The organism is Pseudolysinimonas sp. (assembly GCF_031389465.1).
In the GTDB taxonomy this organism is placed as follows: Bacteria; Actinomycetota; Actinomycetes; order Actinomycetales; family Microbacteriaceae; genus Pseudolysinimonas_A.
Genome location: NZ_JANMSQ010000083.1, coordinates 1 through 17,488, shown reverse-complemented (window position 1 = coordinate 17,488; position 17,488 = coordinate 1). Strand labels below are relative to the sequence as shown.

Annotated in this window: 18 protein-coding genes and 1 tRNA gene; 5 read left to right on the top strand and 14 right to left on the bottom strand. The window is 68.2% G+C overall.

Annotated features, from left to right (window positions below):
- The 6 genes from topA to RMO30_RS03315 all read right to left on the bottom strand — a co-directional run.
- On the bottom strand, positions 1–1,212 hold a 1,212-nt coding region (gene topA / locus RMO30_RS03340), incomplete at its 3' end, for a type I DNA topoisomerase (protein WP_309709492.1).
- 81 nt (positions 1,213–1,293) lie between these two features.
- Positions 1,294–1,632 carry an Rv3654c family TadE-like protein gene (locus RMO30_RS03335; protein WP_309709489.1) on the bottom strand — a complete coding sequence of 113 codons (339 nt, stop codon included), beginning with the start codon at positions 1,630–1,632 and terminating at the stop codon, positions 1,294–1,296.
- Positions 1,629–1,985 carry a TadE family type IV pilus minor pilin gene (locus RMO30_RS03330; protein WP_309709487.1) on the bottom strand — a complete coding sequence of 119 codons (357 nt, stop codon included), beginning with the start codon at positions 1,983–1,985 and terminating at the stop codon, positions 1,629–1,631. The genes RMO30_RS03335 and RMO30_RS03330 overlap by 4 nt, the downstream gene beginning before the upstream one ends.
- Complete coding sequence (locus RMO30_RS03325; protein WP_309709485.1) at positions 1,982–2,170, bottom strand: DUF4244 domain-containing protein; 189 nt, start codon at positions 2,168–2,170, stop codon at positions 1,982–1,984. Before RMO30_RS03325 ends, RMO30_RS03330 begins: the two co-directional genes overlap by 4 nt.
- Positions 2,171–2,331: 161 nt before the next feature.
- The gene (locus tag RMO30_RS03320; RefSeq protein ID WP_309709483.1) at positions 2,332–3,213 is read right to left on the bottom strand and encodes a hypothetical protein; all 882 of its coding nucleotides are present in this window, start codon (positions 3,211–3,213) and stop codon (positions 2,332–2,334) included.
- Positions 3,210–4,172 carry a TadA family conjugal transfer-associated ATPase gene (locus RMO30_RS03315; protein ID WP_309709482.1) on the bottom strand — a complete coding sequence of 321 codons (963 nt, stop codon included), beginning with the start codon at positions 4,170–4,172 and terminating at the stop codon, positions 3,210–3,212. The genes RMO30_RS03320 and RMO30_RS03315 overlap by 4 nt, the downstream gene beginning before the upstream one ends.
- A gap of 563 nt (positions 4,173–4,735) precedes the next feature.
- On the opposite strand from RMO30_RS03315, the gene acs reads away from it, so the two are divergent.
- On the top strand, positions 4,736–6,694 hold the full coding sequence (acs, locus tag RMO30_RS03310; protein ID WP_309709480.1) for an acetate--CoA ligase: 1,959 nt from the start codon (positions 4,736–4,738) through the stop codon (positions 6,692–6,694).
- A gap of 70 nt (positions 6,695–6,764) precedes the next feature.
- Here the strand turns inward: acs and RMO30_RS03305 are convergent, their stop codons facing one another.
- Complete coding sequence (locus RMO30_RS03305) at positions 6,765–7,226, bottom strand: RidA family protein (protein WP_309709478.1); 462 nt, start codon at positions 7,224–7,226, stop codon at positions 6,765–6,767.
- Positions 7,223–7,387: a hypothetical protein gene (locus RMO30_RS03300; protein ID WP_309709476.1), complete on the bottom strand. Its 165-nt coding sequence runs from the start codon at positions 7,385–7,387 to the stop codon at positions 7,223–7,225. The genes RMO30_RS03305 and RMO30_RS03300 overlap by 4 nt, the downstream gene beginning before the upstream one ends.
- Positions 7,388–7,440: 53 nt before the next feature.
- Here RMO30_RS03300 and RMO30_RS03295 point away from each other — a divergent pair, with 53 nt between their 5' ends.
- The 4 genes from RMO30_RS03295 (at position 7,441) to RMO30_RS03280 (ending at position 11,692) form a co-directional block, all read left to right on the top strand.
- Positions 7,441–10,050 carry a transglycosylase domain-containing protein gene (locus RMO30_RS03295; protein WP_309709473.1) on the top strand — a complete coding sequence of 870 codons (2,610 nt, stop codon included), beginning with the start codon at positions 7,441–7,443 and terminating at the stop codon, positions 10,048–10,050.
- Positions 10,047–10,997, top strand: coding sequence for a metallophosphoesterase (locus RMO30_RS03290; protein ID WP_309709471.1), 951 nt, complete (start codon positions 10,047–10,049; stop codon positions 10,995–10,997). The genes RMO30_RS03295 and RMO30_RS03290 overlap by 4 nt, the downstream gene beginning before the upstream one ends.
- A 28-nt stretch (positions 10,998–11,025) precedes the next feature.
- Positions 11,026–11,099: transfer RNA gene (locus RMO30_RS03285), tRNA-Pro, on the top strand.
- Positions 11,100–11,353: 254 nt separating this feature from the next.
- On the top strand, positions 11,354–11,692 hold the full coding sequence (locus RMO30_RS03280) for an Lsr2 family protein (RefSeq protein WP_309709469.1): 339 nt from the start codon (positions 11,354–11,356) through the stop codon (positions 11,690–11,692).
- 7 nt (positions 11,693–11,699) lie between these two features.
- Here RMO30_RS03280 and RMO30_RS03275 read toward each other — a convergent pair whose 3' ends face one another.
- The 6 genes from RMO30_RS03275 to RMO30_RS03250 all read right to left on the bottom strand — a co-directional run.
- On the bottom strand, positions 11,700–12,392 hold the full coding sequence (locus tag RMO30_RS03275) for a thymidine kinase (RefSeq protein WP_309709466.1): 693 nt from the start codon (positions 12,390–12,392) through the stop codon (positions 11,700–11,702).
- Between the two features lie 5 nt (positions 12,393–12,397).
- Positions 12,398–13,096: a response regulator gene (locus RMO30_RS03270; protein WP_309709494.1), complete on the bottom strand. Its 699-nt coding sequence runs from the start codon at positions 13,094–13,096 to the stop codon at positions 12,398–12,400.
- Positions 13,097–13,242: 146 nt separating this feature from the next.
- Positions 13,243–14,718 carry a malate dehydrogenase (quinone) gene (mqo, locus tag RMO30_RS03265; RefSeq protein ID WP_309709462.1) on the bottom strand — a complete coding sequence of 492 codons (1,476 nt, stop codon included), beginning with the start codon at positions 14,716–14,718 and terminating at the stop codon, positions 13,243–13,245.
- 21 nt (positions 14,719–14,739) lie between these two features.
- Positions 14,740–15,369, bottom strand: coding sequence for an SGNH/GDSL hydrolase family protein (locus tag RMO30_RS03260; RefSeq protein ID WP_309709460.1), 630 nt, complete (start codon positions 15,367–15,369; stop codon positions 14,740–14,742).
- A 38-nt stretch (positions 15,370–15,407) separates the two neighbouring features.
- Entirely contained in the window at positions 15,408–16,463 is a 1,056-nt protein-coding gene (locus RMO30_RS03255; protein ID WP_309709457.1) for an aspartate-semialdehyde dehydrogenase, read from the bottom strand.
- Between the two features lie 80 nt (positions 16,464–16,543).
- A partial coding sequence (locus RMO30_RS03250) for an aspartate kinase (protein ID WP_309709455.1) occupies positions 16,544–17,488 on the bottom strand: 945 nt, incomplete at its 5' end.

Here is a 17,488-nt window from a genome sequence, read left to right as displayed (position 1 = left end):
CCAGATCAGGTCGTACAGCTTGAATTCGTTTCCGCGCAGCACACTCGAGAGCTCGGACGGTGTGCGGAACACCTCTCCCGACGGGCGGATCGCCTCGTGCGCTTCCTGTGCGTTCTTGTTCTTGCCGGTGTAGACGCGCGGCTTCTCGGGAACCGTCTCGGCGCCGTAAAGCTCCGCGGCCTGGCTGCGCGCGGCATCCGTCGCCTGCTGCGACAGGTTCGGCGAGTCGGTGCGCATATAGGTGATGTGCCCGTTCTCGTAGAGTCCCTGCGCGACGCTCATCGTCTGGCGGGCCGAGAACCGGAGCTTGCGCGCGGCCTCCTGCTGGAGGGTGCTCGTCGTGAACGGGGCCGCGGGGCGGCGCGTGTAGGGCTTGGTCTCGAGATTGGTGACCGTAAAGGATGCCGTGTCGGCTCGCAGCGCGGTCGCCAGCTTCTCGGCGGCCGCCTCATCGAGCACGGCGACGTCGCCAGTGAGCTCACCTTTGTCGTCGAAGTCGCGACCGCTCGCGACGCGTTTGCCGTCGAGGCGGGCGAGTCGGGCCTGGAAGGACTCGGAACCCTGCCCGAGTTCGGCGGTGAGGTCCCAGTAGACAGCGGAGACGAAGGCGAGCCGCTCACGCTCGCGGTCGACGACGAGCCGGGTCGCGGCGGACTGCACGCGACCGGCCGACAGCCCCGGGCCGACCTTGCGCCACAGCACCGGGCTGATCTCGAACCCGTAGAGACGGTCGAGGATGCGGCGAGTCTCTTGCGCATCGACGAGCGCGGTGTCGATGTCGCGGGTGTTCTCCTGCGCCCGCTGGATCGCCTCTTTGGTGATCTCGTGGAATACCATGCGCTTCACGGGAACCTTGGGCTTCAGCTCTTCGAGCAGGTGCCAGGCGATGGCTTCGCCTTCGCGGTCTTCATCAGTCGCGAGGTAGAGCTCGTCGGCGCCCTTGAGCGCCTTCTTGAGCTCGGCGACCGTACGCTTCTTCTCTTCGCTCACCACGTAATAGGGAGCGAAACCGTTTTCGACGTCGATCGAGAACTTGCCGAGCGAGCCCTTCTTCAGCTCCGGCGGGAGGTTTTTCGGCTCGATCAGATCGCGGATGTGGCCCACCGAAGCGAGCACCTCATAGCCGTCGCCGAGGTACTGGCCGATGGTCTTCGCCTTCGCGGGGCTCTCGACGATGACCAGCTTGTGGCCGGCGGACTTCGACTCGGGCACTGTTCTCCTTCTATCCGGAGCACACCATACACACACTTTTGTGCCGCGAGCCCGGGCCGCGTGTCGGGCGTCATCGTGGCGTCAGCGTGGCGGACCGGCTCGCGCCTCGGCGGTGACGAGCACCCCTCCGACTCGTGCCGACACCGAAACCGTCGCCACGACACCCTCCACCTCGCACGCCACCATGGTCGCTCCGTGGGCGTCGACGACCCGCGCGGCCTGTTCGCACGGGATGCCGGAATGGATGCCGAGCGCCGTATCGGCGGCGGCGAGCGCCCCAGCATCCGCGGCCGCGATCACCCGCTGCCGCTGCGCCAGAGCGGCGCCGACACCGACCGCGGCGAGGGTGAGCACGGCGAGCATCGCGAGCAGGGCAAGGGCCAGCACGCCCCCGGAACCCCTCTCTTCTCGAAGCGTCATCGAGCGTCGTCCAACGCGCAGGCATCCGCACGGGCTCGCAACCCGAGAAGCGCTGCCGCCCCCGCGGGCGCGACCTCGACGCGCACGCAGCGAAGGTCGCCGTCGACCCAGCTACTCAGGGACGCACCGGCGACCTGACGCTCGAGCCGTGCCGCGACCGCCGCCGCGGAGTCTCCGCGACCGAGCCCGCGCGCGGCGTCGGCCGCGGCATCCTGAGCGCGTACCTGCAGACCGACCACCTGCACGCCGCCGAGCAGCAGGGCGACGACGCCGAGCACCGCGGGGAACGCGAGTGCGAACTCCGCCGTCGCGCTGCCCCGGTCGGCGACGAATCGCAACCGCCGCCGCGTCATCCCGCCGAGTTCAGGGCGCGCTGCACGAGGTCGGTCAGGATCGCCTGCACCTCGCCCGAACGCAGGATCACCACGAGCAGCCCGGCGAAGCCGACGGCCGCCATGATGACGATCGCGTACTCCGCGGTTGCCGCCCCTCGATCGTCGCGAAGCCTCTCGAACATCCGCTGCCACATCTGTTGCATCGCGTACCTCCTATCTCTCCGCATTCGGAGCTTGGGGCACGAGCACCTTCAGTCTCACCGGTTCGCGACTGGCGCGGCACGAAGCCAACCCCGGAGGCCGCATGTCCGGCCCGCCCGCAGCTGGGGAGGACGGCAGCGTGACTCCGCGATCCGGGACGGCACTAGAGCGCCGCGAGGGTCGAGCCGATCATCGCCAGCAGAAGAGGAGCGACGCCGAGAGCAACGAACGCCGGTAGCACGCACAGGCCGAGCGGGAGCAACAGCCGAGTGCCGAGGGCAGCGATCCGCATTCGCACGTCGGCCTGGGCCTCCCGCCGCGCCTCTCGCGCTTCCGCTCGCAGCAGCGCTGCCACCGGCACCCCGGCTCGTTGCGCAAACGCGATCGCCGGTGCCGCGGTGTCGTCGCGCGGCAGCCCCGCCTCGGCGAGCGCTTCCGCGACCCGGTCGAGAGCCGCCGATGCAGGCGCTCCCCCCGACACGGCGACGGCGACGAGCTCGCAGCCGAGGCCCGGTGTGGGATCCGCCTCCCGCGCCCGGGCGACGAGCCGCCGCGTCCACCGTCGCGCGACGAGCAGCAGCCCGCCCCCGGCGACGAGGCAGAACCAGCCCGGCGGGGTCGTCGCGAGCACGCCGAGAGTGTCGACACCGAGCAACGCGCCGCCGAACAGGCCGAGCACCGGCAGCGCGAGCACGACGCGACTCGTTGCCAGCGGACCGGCGAGCGCGATCTCGACCTCGCGGCGGGCGTCGTCGGTCGCGACGAGCACCTCGCCGAGGCGGGCAAGGGTCGCGGCGAGCGGAGCCCCCGCGTCGGTTGCCACCCGCCAGGCCGCGGCGACACACGCCCAATCGGATGCCGCCGCGGCATCCCGGGTCGCCTCGAGGATCGCGGCGGGCAGCCGGTCGGCGCCGCCCACCTCGGCCACCCGAGCCGCGACGGGGTCGGTCGCGCCGAGCTGCCGCCACGCGGTGAGCGGCGGCAATCCCGCTTCGAGCAGCACCGAGAGTCGCAGCACGGCAACCGCAGGAGTCGACGCCGTCACGTGCGCACCTCTAACCGACCCCGACGATCGAGCCCGAGCCGCCCGAGCGCCGCGAGCCGCCGACCCTCGGGGCCGCGCTCGACGTGCAGCACGACATCGAGCGCGCTGACAGCCTGGCGCGCGACGGCGTCGGGCGACATCCCGGCGAGCGCCCCGAGCGCTTCGAGCCGCGCGGGAACGTCGGCGAGCGAGTTGGCATGCAGGGTGCCTGCCCCACCGTCGTGCCCGGTGTTGAGCGCGGCGAGCAGTTCGCGCAGCTCCGGCCCGCGGCATTCGCCCACCACGAGACGGTCGGGGCGCATCCGCAGGGCTTCGCGCACGAGGCGATCGAGCCCGATGCCGCCCGCCCCCTCGAGATTCGCCTGCCGCGCCTCAAGAGACACGACGTGCGGATGCGCGATCCGCAGCTCGGCGACATCTTCGAGCACCACGATCCGCTCGTGCGGCGGGGCGGCGGCGAGCAGCGCGGCGAGGAACGTCGTCTTGCCGCTGCCGCCCGCTCCCGTCACGAGCAAGTTGGCCCGCCGCGCGACGAGCTGGCGGATGCGCCCCACCGGCGCCGCTACGAAGAACCCCGCGGCGCCGAGATCGTCGAGCCCCGGCCGCTCTTCCGCAGGCAGTCGCACCGACACCAGCGCGGCACCTCTCGAGACCGGTGGGAGCACGGCGTGCACGCGCACCCCGTCACCCAGCCGCACGTCGACCGCCGGCGCCGCCTCATCGATGTGTCGTCCGCCGAGCGCGACCAGCCGCACCGCGAGCTCCCGTGCCGCCGCCGCGGGCACCCGCACCCCTTCGATGACGGCCGCACCGGAACCCCGATCGGCCCACACCGTGCCGTCACCATTGAGGAAGACATCCGTCACCCCACGCTCCGCCACGACCGCCGCGAGCGGGCCGAACTCCGCCGACGCGACACCTCGCGCCACCCCGCTCCCTCGGGCGACGAAGGCTGTCATCCCCCGATGATTCGCCGCCGAGGGTCCGCACCCCCAGTTCGGGACGCCCGAAGGTGCAGAAGCCCACGAGCCGACGAGCGGGGAGGACGCGTCGCTGGGGTACGGGATGTACCCCGTTTGCCCCGACGGCTCGCTGGCTCAGCGGTCGAACGCCTCACGAGCCTGCATCGCCGGACCAGCGTCGAAAACCAGTCGTTAACAGGAGAGGGGCGGCGCCCATTGGGGGGAACGGGCGCCGCCACAGCGACGTTGGATTGGGGGGAATCGCGCACGTCGCGAGCCGAGATTGCGCTCGGATGGTCCCGAGTGTACTCCAAATGGAGGACACCGCAATGGGGAGATTGATCACAGTTGCCCGAGAACGCGCAAGGGTTGAACCACCCCCTATCCGGGGCACGGCCGCGCGGCCCCGAGAGTGCCCTGTCACGCGACGCAACGCGGCCCTGGCGAGCGCGGGGAGGCTGGCTAGGATCGACACCGGACCCTGTAGCGGGAGCCCGGCACCGCAGCCCGGCCGGTCGTTGAGGACGAAGAACTCGGTTCCCGCAGAAAGGCCTGGCCTCATGAACTCGATCGACAACCTCCTCCACGAGGACCGTCGGTTCCCGCCGACACCCGAGTTCACGGCGGCCGCGATCGCACAGCCCGAGTTGTACGAGGCGGCGGCATCCGATCGCCTTGCGTTCTGGGCCGACCAGTCACGCCGACTGCTGCACTGGCACGAGCCATTCACGTCGACCCTCGACTGGTCGAACGCCCCGGTCGTCCGCTGGTTCGGTGACGGCAAACTCAACGTCGCGTACAACTGCCTCGACCGACACGTGCTCGCGGGTCACGGCGACCGGGTCGCGTACCACTGGGAGGGCGAACCGGGAGACACCCGCGCCGTCACCTACGCGGAACTCACCACCGAGGTGAAGCGGGCCGCGAACGCGCTCGCCGCCCTCGGAATCGGGCACGGCGACCGGGTTGCGATCTACCTGCCCAACATCCCGGAGGCCGTCGTCGCGATGCTTGCGGTCGCGCGGCTCGGCGCCATCCACTCGGTCGTCTTCGGCGGCTTCAGCGCCGAGTCTCTTCGCGCCCGCATCGACGACGCGCAGGCGAAACTCGTCATCACCGCCGACGGTGGCTGGCGCAAAGGCAAGGTGTTTCCGCTCAAACCGACGGTGGATGCCGCGGTGGCGGGTGACTCGCCGGTCGAGCACGTGCTCGTGGTTCGCCGCGGCGAAAACGCGGTCGACTGGTCCGAGAAGGATGTCTGGTGGCACGACGCCGTCGGAACCGCGAGTGACCAGCACGAGGCCGAAGCGTTCGACTCCGAGAACCCGCTGTTCATCCTCTACACCTCCGGCACCACCGGAAAGCCGAAAGGCATCCTGCACACCTCCGGCGGCTACCTCACCCAGGCCGCCTTCACGCACGAGAACGTCTTCGACCTGCACCCCGAGACGGATGTCTACTGGTGCACCGCCGACGTCGGCTGGATCACCGGCCACAGCTACTCGGTTTACGGGCCCCTCGCCAACGGGGCGACGTCGGTGATGTACGAAGGAACCCCCGACACTCCGCATCCCGGCCGCTGGTGGGAGCTGATCGAAAAGTACAAGGTCTCGATCTTCTACACGGCACCCACCGCCATCCGCTCGTTCATGAAGTTGGGCGGCGCGATTCCCGCGAAATTCGACCTCACGTCGTTGCGCGTGCTCGGCAGCGTCGGGGAGCCCATCAATCCCGAAGCTTGGGTCTGGTACCGCGACATCATCGGCGGCGGGCGCACCCCCATCGTCGACACCTGGTGGCAGACCGAAACCGGTGCGATCATGGTGGCGGCGCTGCCCGGCATCACGACGCTCAAGCCCGGTTCGGCGCAGGTGCCGATCCCCGGCATCTCGATCGCCGTCGTCGACGATGACGGCACCCCCGTCGGTCGCGACGAGGGCGGGTTGCTCGTCGTCACCGAGCCGTGGCCGTCGATGCTGCGCGGCATCTGGGGCGACATGGACCGCTACGCGGAGACGTACTGGTCGAAGTTCGAATCCCAGGGGTACTACTTCGCCGGCGACGGCGCCCGATTCGACCACGACGGCGACCTCTGGCTGCTCGGCCGGGTCGACGACGTCATGAACGTCTCGGGCCACCGGCTCTCGACCGCCGAGATCGAATCGGCACTCGTCGGGCACTCCGCGGTCGCCGAAGCCGCCGTCGTCGGCGCCCACGACGAAACCACGGGTCAAGCCGTGGTGGCGTTCGTGATCCTGCGCTCCGAATACGCGGAGCTCGAGGATGCCTCTGCCGTGTTGCGTGCGCATGTCGCGACGGCGATCGGAGCGATCGCCCGCCCCCGGGAGCTCTACGTCGTCGCGGAACTTCCGAAAACCCGGTCGGGCAAGATCATGCGCCGCCTCCTCCGCGACGTCGCGGAGGGCCGCGACATCGGCGACACCACAACCCTCGCTGATGCCTCGGTGATGTCGATCATCGCGGCCAAGTACGCCTCGACGCCCAAGTCCGACGACTGAAACGCTATTTGCCCGACTTTGTCCCCTATTTCGCCGCCGAAGGGACAAAGTTGGGCAAACAGCCTCTGAACTAGGCGAATTCGAGGATCAGCTCGAGCTCCACGGGGGAGTCGAGCGGCAGTTCCGAGACGCCGACGGCGCTGCGGGCGTGGCGCCCGGCCTCGCCGAAGACTTCACCGAGAAGCTCCGAGCCGCCGTTGGCGACGCCAGGCTGGCCGGTGAATCCGGGGGCCGAGTTGACGAAGACGACGGCTTTCACGACGCGGGTGACCCGGTCGAGCGACCCGATCGCTTCGGCGGCGGCGGCCAGGGCGTTGAGGGCGCAGCGCCGCGCGAGGGCCGCGGCTTCCTCGGGGGTGACGGCATCCCCGACTTTGCCGGTCGCGAGCAGCGCCCCATCGACGAACGGCAGTTGGCCTGCCGTGAAAACGAGGTTGCCCGTCACGACGGCGGGAACGTAGGCGGCAACGGGCTTCGTGACGGCAGGCAGCTCGAGCCCGAGTTCCGCGAGCCGGGCGGCGATGACACTCACTCGGCACCGCCCGCGAGGGGACGCTTGAGGTAGGCGACGAGGCCACCCTCGGGGCCGGTGACGATCTGCACGAGCTCCCAACCCTGCAATCCCCAGGTGTTCAGAATCGCGGTCGTGTTGTGGATGAGGAGGGGCGTCGTGACGTATTCCCAGTTGGGCATTCCCAAGGCTTCCATTCAGGTTCGGGCCGTAACCCATCGCGTATCCTCAGCCTATGCCCGCCCAGAAATCGACGGCCACCAGTCTGTTCACAGCCATTGCCGGAACCCTCGGTTTCAGCGCCGCCGCTGGCGTTCTCGTGACCGTCATGGTCGCCCCCGCCATCGCCGTCACCGGCATCACGGCCACCAACACGGTCGGCATCTTCAACTCGCTGCCGGAGTACATCGAGCTCGATCCGGGTAGCCAGCAGAACACCATCGCCGTGCGCAACCCGGCGCAGCCGGATGCCGCTGCCGCCGACGCGTATGTCCAGGTCGCGACGATCTACAAGCAGAACCGCGAAGAGAAGACTCTGGATGAGATCAGCGACTATCTCGAATGTGCTGCGATTGCCGGAGAGGATAAGCGCTTCTACGAGCACGGTGGCGTCGACCTGCCATCGCTGGTCCGCGCGGCCATCGGCCAGGTCACTAACGATGAAGGCGCGGGCGGCGCCTCCACGCTCAGCATGCAGACGGTGCGCAACATCCTTCAGCAGCAAGCGCTCAACGACGACAGCATCACCGACGAGCGACGAAAGGAACTCATCGCAGAAGCCCTCGACCCGACCCTCGATCGCAAGATCAAGGAGATGAAACTCGCGATCGGGCTCGAGAAGAACTACACGAAGGAGGAGATCCTTCAGGGCTACCTCAACATCGCCGGATTCGGCGGTAACACGTACGGCGTGCAGGCCGCCGCAAACCAGTACTTCAGTGTGGATGCCGCCGACGTGACGATCGCCCAAGCGGCGAGCCTCCTCGCGATCGTGCAATACCCGAACCTGCGCGATCTGAGCGACCCCGAACACTACGCGGCCAACCAGGAACGACGCGACGTCATCCTGACCGCGATGGAGGACTACGACTGCATCACGAGGGCCGAGCGCGACGAAGCGCTCGCCATTCCGGTCGACGAGAACTTCGTCCTGCCGTCCCCGTCGTCGGTCGGCTGCCGGAGCGCGTCCCAGGGCTATGGCTACGTCTGCGATTACGCGCTGCACGTCGTCGACGAGCTCGAGGCACTCGGCGGCACCCCGGAGGAGCGTCAACAGGCCTGGGATCGCGGCGGGTATCAGCTCGTGCTCACCATCAACCCGATCCTGCAAGACGTCGCCTGGAACACCGTGCACCAGTGGGCTCCCTCGAACGAAACCCGCTTCGCGCTCGGCGCGGTCGCCACGTCGGTCGAGGTCGGCACCGGCCGAATCCTGACGATGGCGCAGAACAAGACCTTCGACGACTCCCTCGAACCCGCGGACCCGCTCACCACCAACGCCGTCAACCTCGCATCCGACGTGGCACACGGCGGGTCCCAGGGCTTCCAGCCCGGTTCGACGTACAAGCCGTATGTGCTGCTCGCCTTCCTCGCGGCCGGCCACGGACTCGGCGAGTCGTACAACGCCAGCGTCCGCGAGGTGAACCAGGCGGAGTTCGCCGACAGTTGCGGCCCCTACTACAACGCCGAAAACGTGCTCCAGGGCCCGCCCTGGGGCGGGATCTACAAGTTCCGCAACGACTCGAACGAGTCGGGCTCGTACAACATCATTCGCGGCACCGCAGGGTCGGTGAACTCGGTGTTCATCCAGATGGCGAAAGCCGTCGACCAGTGCGACATCCGCAAGCTCGCCGAATCGATCGGTGTACGCGACGCCGGCGGCAACGAGCTGATGACCCGCCCTTCATGCTCGATCGGGGGTTGCGAGAACAACGTCGCCCCGCTCACGCAGGCAGCTGCCTACGCCGCGATCGCCAACCAGGGCATCTTCTGCGAGCCGATCATGATCGCCGAGGTCATCGACCCCGCTGGTGACCCACAACCGGGTCAGACTCCGGAGTGCGGCCAGTCGCTCGTGTCTCCGGGCGTCGCGAACACGGCGGCACACGCCATGGCTGCGGTGATGGGCGGAACCGGCGCGGCCTCGAACCCGAACGACGGCACCACCTATATCGGTAAGACCGGAACGACCGATGAGTCCGTGCACACCTGGATGGTGGGCTCCTCGACCCGCGTCTCGACTGCTGTCTGGGTGGGCAACATCACCGGCAAGCAGGCGATGCGTAACGTTCGCGTCAATGGCACGAGCGGCGGTCTGTTGCGGCACCGCATTTTCCGGCCCATCGCTCAGGCGATCGATGCCGGGTACCCCGGCGGGGCGTTCCCCGGGCCCGACCCGGCGTTGCTCACCGGCACGCTCATCGAGGTGCCGAACCTCGTCGGCACCACCCTCGAGCAGGCGAACGCCGCTCTGACGATTGCCGAGCTCAACTTCGAGCACGGCGGCGACGTCGATTCCGACCTTCCGGTCGGTCAAGTCGCCGCGACAGACCCCGGCGCGGGCACGGGCGTACCCCGGGGGACGACGGTGCGGGTGTTCACCAGCAACGGGCTCTCCGAACCGGTACCGAACGTGGTCGGCATGAGTCGAGCCGCTGCAGAGGCCGCCATCACCGGTGCCGGATTCAGCGTCGACGCAGTCTGTGTCGACGATGAGGATCTCGGCAATCCGCTGCCACCCCCTGCCGTCGATGAGGTGACCTCGCAAGATCCGCCGGGCGGCTCGATGCGCAACCCCGCGAGCACGACGGTGACGATCCGGTACTACCGGCCGATCTGTCCATGACGCGCGCGCGCGCGGCGGGCGTCGTCCTCGGAGCGACGACCGCCGCAGCGCTCGGGGCGCTCACCTGGGGGGTGTTCGTCGAGCGCACCCGGTTCACGGTGCGCCACGAGGTGTTGCCGATCCTTGAACCCGGCGCGCGGTCGCTGACGATCCTGCATCTCAGCGACCTGCACATGGCTCCGTGGCAACGCAAGAAGCAGGATTTCGTTCGCTCCCTCGTGCGCTACGAGCCCGACCTCATCGTCGACACCGGCGACAATCTGGGGCACATCGATGGGCTCGCCGGCATCCGTCGCGCGTTCGAGCCGTTCCACGGCGTCCCAGGCGTCTTCGTTCACGGGTCGAACGATTACCACGGCCCAGTGCTCAAGAATCCGTTCGCCTACTTTGGCGGCCCGTCGGGGAGGAAGCAGCGGCAACCCGATCTGGATGTCGCAGCGCTCAACACCTTCCTCATCGACGACCTCGGCTGGCTCGATCTCAACAATGCGGCGCGCGCGCTCGAGTTCCGCGGGCATCGGATCGAACTCTTCGGCACCGGCGACGCCCACCGCGGCTGGGACCGACTCGACGCCCTCCCCGGCGCGATCGAAGCGCTGCGCGAAGAGGTGGAGTGGGATGCCGACGCTCGCGCCGTGCTGAAGCTGGGGGTCACGCACGCCCCGTACCGCCGGGTACTCGACGCGCTGACCAACCAGGGCGCCGACCTCATCCTCGCCGGCCACACGCACGGCGGACAGGTGCGCATCCCCGGGCTCCCCGCGCTCGTCACCAACTGCGACATCCCGCGACGCCAAGCTCAGGGCCTCTCGGCCTGGGACGGGCAGCGCCGGTCCGCCCTGCTGAACGTCTCGGCGGGCCTCGGCACCTCGATCTACGCGCCCGTGCGGTTCGCCTGCGCACCCGAAGCCGTGGTGCTCACTCTGGTTCCCGTCGGCTATCCTTGACAGGTTGCCGCGGCGCATTTGCGGGCAACGGGGTATGGCGCAGTTTGGTAGCGCGCGTCGTTCGGGACGACGAGGCCGCAGGTTCAAATCCTGTTACCCCGACGCAATGACTGAGGGACCGCCGACGGGCGGTCCCTCAGTCATTGCTCGTGTTTCACGGGCGGGTCCCATGGCGCCGGTTCCGGCGCACCGCGAAGCGGTGGGTCGGCCGTGCCCATGGGCGTACCCCAGTACCCAGCGGAATCGCACAGCGATTCCGCGTCCGGTTATCCCCAGCTAAGGGACGGCTATTCGTTTATCGCGATTCCGGCATAAACTATGCCCCGGATCCGGAAACCGGAGATAGCGGGGAACAATTGAAGAAGCAAATCACGCAACTCGTGGATGACCTCGACGGCACCGTCCTGGAGTCGGGTAACGGCACCACCATCCGGTTCGCCCTCGAGGGTCGGCAGTACGAGATCGACCTCTCGTCGGCGAACGCACAGCGGCTCCGCTCGGCCCTCGCGCCGTTCATCTCCGCCGGTCGCTCGGTCGCAGGTACCCGCGGCAGCTCAGGTTCGCGCCGTTCGAGCCGGAACGCGAGCGGCGAGCTCGCCGCCATCCGCTCGTGGGCACAGGGGCACGGCTACACGGTCGGCGACCGCGGCCGTATCTCTGCCGAGGTGCGCGAGGCGTACGAGCGCTCCCACTGACCTGCGGTCAGCTGAAGTCGGCGTCCGGTCCGGAACCGTACGAGAAGTCGTACTTCGGCCGCCAGCCGCGGTTGAGCACGCCTCCCGACTCTTCGAGGTAGCACGCGCCGCAGAGTGACTCGTAGGTGACGTCACCAGCGCCGCTTGCACTGAGCCCCGCCGAAGTGTCGATCGCGACCTGGTCGCCGTCGAAGATGAAGTTCCCGTCGATGCTGCGGGCGTTGAAGATCGCTTTGCGGCCGCATCGACAAATCGTCTTCAGCTCTTCGAGTGAGTGCGCGATTTCGAGCAGCCGGCGGCTGCCGGGGAACGCGATGGTTTGAAAGTCGGTGCGGATGCCATAGGCGAGAACCGGTACGTCTTCGTCGATGGCGATCCGGAGCAGGTCGTCGATTTGCTGCTCACCGAGGAACTGCACTTCGTCGAGCAGGAGGCATGCGACATCCGACCCGGTTTCTCGGATCACCTGCTCGCGGCGAGACATGAAGGCGGCGAGCACGTCGTCGTCGGGCGCGATGGTGAAGTCGACGGGGCGCGAGACCCCGAGCCGCGAGATGATGGCCGCTTCGCCTTTGGAGTCGATCGCGGGCTTGGCGAGCAGCACCTGCTGTCCGCGCTCTTCGTAGTTGTACGCGGCCTGCAGCAGTGCGGTGCTCTTGCCCGAGTTCATCGCCCCGTAGCGGAAATACAGTTTCGCCATTCGGGCTACTCGAGGTATCCGTCTTCCGCGGCACGACGGATGAGCTCCGCCTTCTTGCTCGCAGGACGGTCAACGCGCGCGTACTTTTCGCGTACCCGGCGCAGGTAGGTCTTCGCGGTCTCATATTGCACGTTCATCTGCGCCGCGACCTCAGCCGTGCTGTACCCCGTCGCGTAGAGCCGCAGCGCCTCGGCTTCGCCGGGACTCAGCTTGGGGCGAGCGTGGGCTGCCGCGCCACCGGGCGTCGGGCGCCAGACTCGCGCGCTGGGGTCGCCCTGGATCCCCATGACCCGGCGGGCGGTCTCCATAACGGCCGCCATGGTGAGCGACTTCGAGAGGAACGCGGCAGCGCCGGCGGCGAGCGCCCGTTCGCGGGCCTCGCGGGTGTCGACGCTGGAGAGCACGATGACTTTCGCTCCGGCCGCGCGGCAGGTGCGCACCCGGGCTTCGATCGAGACCGGCTCTTTGAGCTGGAAGTCGATGAACACGAGATCGGTCGGGAACGCCGGGCTGTGCACGAGCTGCAGCCAGGTGGGCGCCATCAGCACGACGTCGAAGTCGGTGGCGTTGGCGGTGATCCAGCTGCTCAAGCTGTCGAGGAGCACCTCGTGGTCGTCGAGGATCGCGAGGCGCACGGCGGCGGTGGCGCGCCCGCCGCCCTGCCGGCCGCTCGGGAGCGCCGATACGGCGGGTCGATGCTCCATGGTGCTCACGCGATCAACCTTAGGCGCGAACGGTCGGATCGTCTCGCCGTCAAAACAGCGTCGGTTGCAACCCCGCGGCGGTCGGCGGTGATGGGCTCACGCCCCGGCCCACGCGCTCCCGGTCATATCGGCGATGTAGCGCGAGGTCAGGCGGGGATGCCGAGCACCTTGGCCGTGCGGGCGAGCGTCGCTTTCGCGGTGGCCTTGTTGCTCGACAGGGTGCCACCGAGTGACGGGATCATCTTCTCAAGCACCGGGCGCCACGCATCCGTCTTGTCGGGGAAGCACTTCGCGATCACGTCGAGCATGATTGGCACGGCTGTTGAGGCACCCGGCGAGGCGCCGAGCAGGCCGGCAATGGTGCCGTCGGCGCCGGCAACCACTTCGGTACCGAACTGGATGACCGCCTTGCCTTCGCTATCGCGCTTCATGATCTGCACCCGTTGTCCGGCGGAGATCAGGCGCCACTTCGTGCCGTCAGCGGTCGGGGCGAACTGTTGCAGCGCGCGGATCTTCTTGCCGCGCGTCGCCAGCACTTCGGTGACGAGGTACCAGACCAGCGACAGGTTCTTCAGCCCGGCTCCGATGAACGTGGCGAGGTTGTGCCAGCGCAGCGCCGCGAACAGGTCGAAGTACGACCCGGTCTTGAGGTACTTCGTCGAGAACCCGGCGTAGGGGCCGAACAGCAGACTGGACTGACCGTCGATGACGCGGGTATCGAGGTGCGGCACCGACATCGGGGGGGCACCGACCGACGCTTTGCCGTAGACCTTCGCCGAGTGCTTGCGCACCAGGTCGGGGTCATCCGTGTGCAGGAACTGGCCGCTGATCGGGAACCCGCCGTACCCGCGGATCTCGCGGATGCCCGACCGTTGCAGCAGGTTGAGGGCGTTGCCGCCGGCACCGACGAACACGAAGCGGGCGGCGAACTCCCGCGACGTCGACCCCACATCGTGTTTGACCGCCAGTTTCCAGAGCCCCGTCTTGCGGGAACGCCGCAGCCCGGTGACGCGGTGGTTCAGGTAGAGCGACCCGCCGTCATCGACGAGCCCGGCGATGAGGGTGCGGGTGAGCGAACCGAAGTCGACGTCGGTGCCCGAGGGGATGCGGGTGGCCGCGATCGGCTGATCCTTTCGGCGGCCGGGAATCAGCAGCGGCGCCCAGGAGCGGATGACGGTCGCGTCTTCCGAGTACTCGAGGCCCGCGAACAGCGGGTGATCCTTGAGCGCCTCGAAGCGCTTCTTGAGGTACGCGACATTGTCGGCACCCCAGACGAAGCTCATGTGCGGCACCGGGTTGAGGAAGCTCGCAGGCTCGGGCAGCAGCCCTTCGCTGACGAGGTGCGCCCAGAACTGCCTCGAGACTTGGAACTGCTCGTTGACCTTCACCGCGTTGGTGATGTCGATCGTGCCGTCGGGGAGCTCGGGCGTGTAGTTGAGTTCACACAGAGCGGCATGGCCGGTGCCAGCGTTGTTCCACGGGTCGGATGATTCGCGCGCAACGCCGCCGAGGCGTTCGAAGATCGCGATCTTCCAGGTGGGTTCGAGTTGCGAGAGCAGGGTACCGAGGGTGGCGCTCATGACCCCGCCGCCGATGAGGGCGACGTCGAGGGGTTCAGTCACGCGATGAGTCTATCGAGCGTTCTACAGACCGAGCTGCGCGAGCTCGGCATCCATGCGCCTGGCCAGCTCGGCGTACCCGTCGTCGTTCGGGTGGAGGCGGTCGTCGGCCATCCAGTCGGGATGCCCCTCGATCCAATGTGAGGCGCCCGGGATCCAGTCGGCGCCAATGTCGGCGGCGGCATCCCGAACCCAGCCGATGATGATCTCGACCGATTTGGGCCGCTCATCGGTGTACCAGAACGGTTCGACGACGATGACACGCGCCTCCGGCAGCTCGCTCGACAGGTACGCGAAGTCGGCGACGATTTGGTCACGGATGCCCGTGCCCACCCGGTCGTACGAGAAATTGTCGTTGAGGCCCATCGTGACGAACACGATGTCGGGCGCCTGCGCGACGATCTCGCCCGGCAGATCTCGCGACCCGCGGTTGTTGATGAAGCCGAGGCCGTTGAGGCTCGGGTTGAACTCGGTCCAGCCGCGGTCTTCGCAGATGAGGGTCGACCAGCGGTTTGCGGGATCGGTTGCGCCGGTGCCGAGCGTGTACGAGTCGCCGTAGAACGCGACGAGCGGGATGTCGGGGTCGATCACGTTGACCTCACCTTCCGGCTGAGGGGCGCACCCGGTCGCGACTGCCGCCAAGAGCGCGATCACGCCAGCAAGCCGGACTCTCACACCCGGCTGCCGTTTCGTCAGGAGACGGGGAGGCGCGCGGCGACCAGTTCCGCGATCTGCACGGCGTTGAGCGCGGCACCCTTGCGGAGGTTGTCGTTCGAGATGAACAACGCCAGACCTCGACCCTCCGGAGCGCTCTGGTCGGTGCGGATGCGCCCGACGAGACTCGGATCGGCGCCCGCCGCGTCGAGCGGAGTCGGCACGTCCATGAGCTGCACGCCCGGCGCCGTCGTCAGCAACTCTGTCGCGCGTTCCGGACTCAGGGGGCGGGCGAACTCGACGTTGATCGACAGCGAGTGGCCGGTGAACACCGGGACTCGCACGCAGGTGCCGGCGACCCGGAGGTCGGGAAGTTCGAGGATCTTGCGGCTCTCGTTGCGAAGCTTCTTCTCTTCGTCGGTTTCGCCGAGCCCGTCGTCGACGATCGAGCCAGCGAGCGGCACGACGTTGAAGGCGATGTTCTTGGGGAACTTGTGTGGCGCCGGCATCGTGACCGCAGCGCCGTCGTGCACGAGGCCGATGGCATCCTGCGCAACCGCCGCAGCCGCCTGCTCGAGCAGTTCCTCGCCTCCCGCGAGGCCGGCCCCCGACACCGCCTGGTATGTGCTCACGATGAGGCGCTCGAGACCGGCTTCGGCATCCAGCACCTTGAGCACCGGCATCGCCGCCATCGTCGTGCAGTTCGGGTTCGCGACGATGCCCTTCTTCACCTCGTCGAGGGCGTGCGGGTTCACCTCGCTCACGATGAGGGGAACGTCGGGGTCCATGCGCCAAGCGCTCGAATTGTCGATGACGAGCACGCCCGCCGCGGCGAACCGCGGGGCCTGAACCTTCGACATGGTCGCCCCCGCAGAGAAGATGGCCACATCGAGACCCGTGGGGTCGGCGATCGACGCGTCTTCGATGACGACCTCGTCGCCGCGGAACGGGAGCGTCGTGCCGGCGCTGCGAGCCGAGGCGAAGAACCGAATCTCGGCGATCGGGAAGTTGCGCTCCTCAAGGAGGCGGCGCACGACGGTGCCGACCTGACCGGTGGCGCCAACGACGCCGATGCGGATTCCCGTAGTGCTCATAACGGAAGAGTTTACGGCGAACCCGCGCTGCGCTGCCGCGCGCCCGCGGTCACCAGCCGCCGACTTCCCGCCAGGAGGCCCTAGCGGCCCGTGCCCCCGTGCACCACCGCGTCGCTGTCGGCATCGAGGCCGAACGCCTCGTGCACGATCCGCATGGCGTGCGGCAAGGTGTCGGCGCGCGTGACGACCGAGATCCGGATCTCGCTGGTCGAGATCATCTCGATGTTGATGCCCGCGTCGGAGAGCGCCCGGAAGAGTTGAGCCGACACCCCCGCGGATGTGCGCATCCCGGCTCCGACGACGGCCAACTTGCCGATCTGGTCGTCGTACTGCAGTGCTTCGAAGCCGATCGTCTCCTGTTCGCCGTTGAGGGCGGTGACGACCTTCTCGCCGTCGGCCTTGGGCAGGGTGAACGAGATGTCTGCGAGACCGGTCGCGGCTGCTGAGACGTTCTGCACGATCATGTCGATGTTCGCGCCGGTCCTGGCGACGATCGTGAAGATGTCGGCTGCCTTGCCCGGCACGTCGGGAACACCGACGACCGTGACCTTGGCCTCGCTCAGGTCTCCGGCAACGCCGGTGATGATCGGCTCTTCCACGGATTCCCCTTCCTTCAGGTCGCGTTGCTTCAGGTCGTGCTGCTCGAGCGGCAGCACCCAGGTTCCCTCGTTGTTGTTGAAACTCGACCGTACATGCAACGTCACGCCGTGCCTGCGGGCGTACTCGACGGCACGGATGTAGAGCACTTTTGCACCCGCTGCGGCGAGTTCGAGCATCTCCTCGCTCGTCACCCGGTCGATCTTGCGCGCCTTCGGCACGATGCGGGGGTCGGCCGAGAACACGCCGTCGACATCCGTGTAGATTTCGCACACGTCGGCGCCGAGCGCAGCAGCCAGTGCGACCGCGGTGGTGTCGGACCCGCCACGGCCGAGGGTCGTGATGTCTTTGCTGTCGCGGTTGAAGCCTTGGAATCCGGCGACGATCGCGATGGCGCCGTCGTCGAGGGCCTCACGCACGCGTCCCGG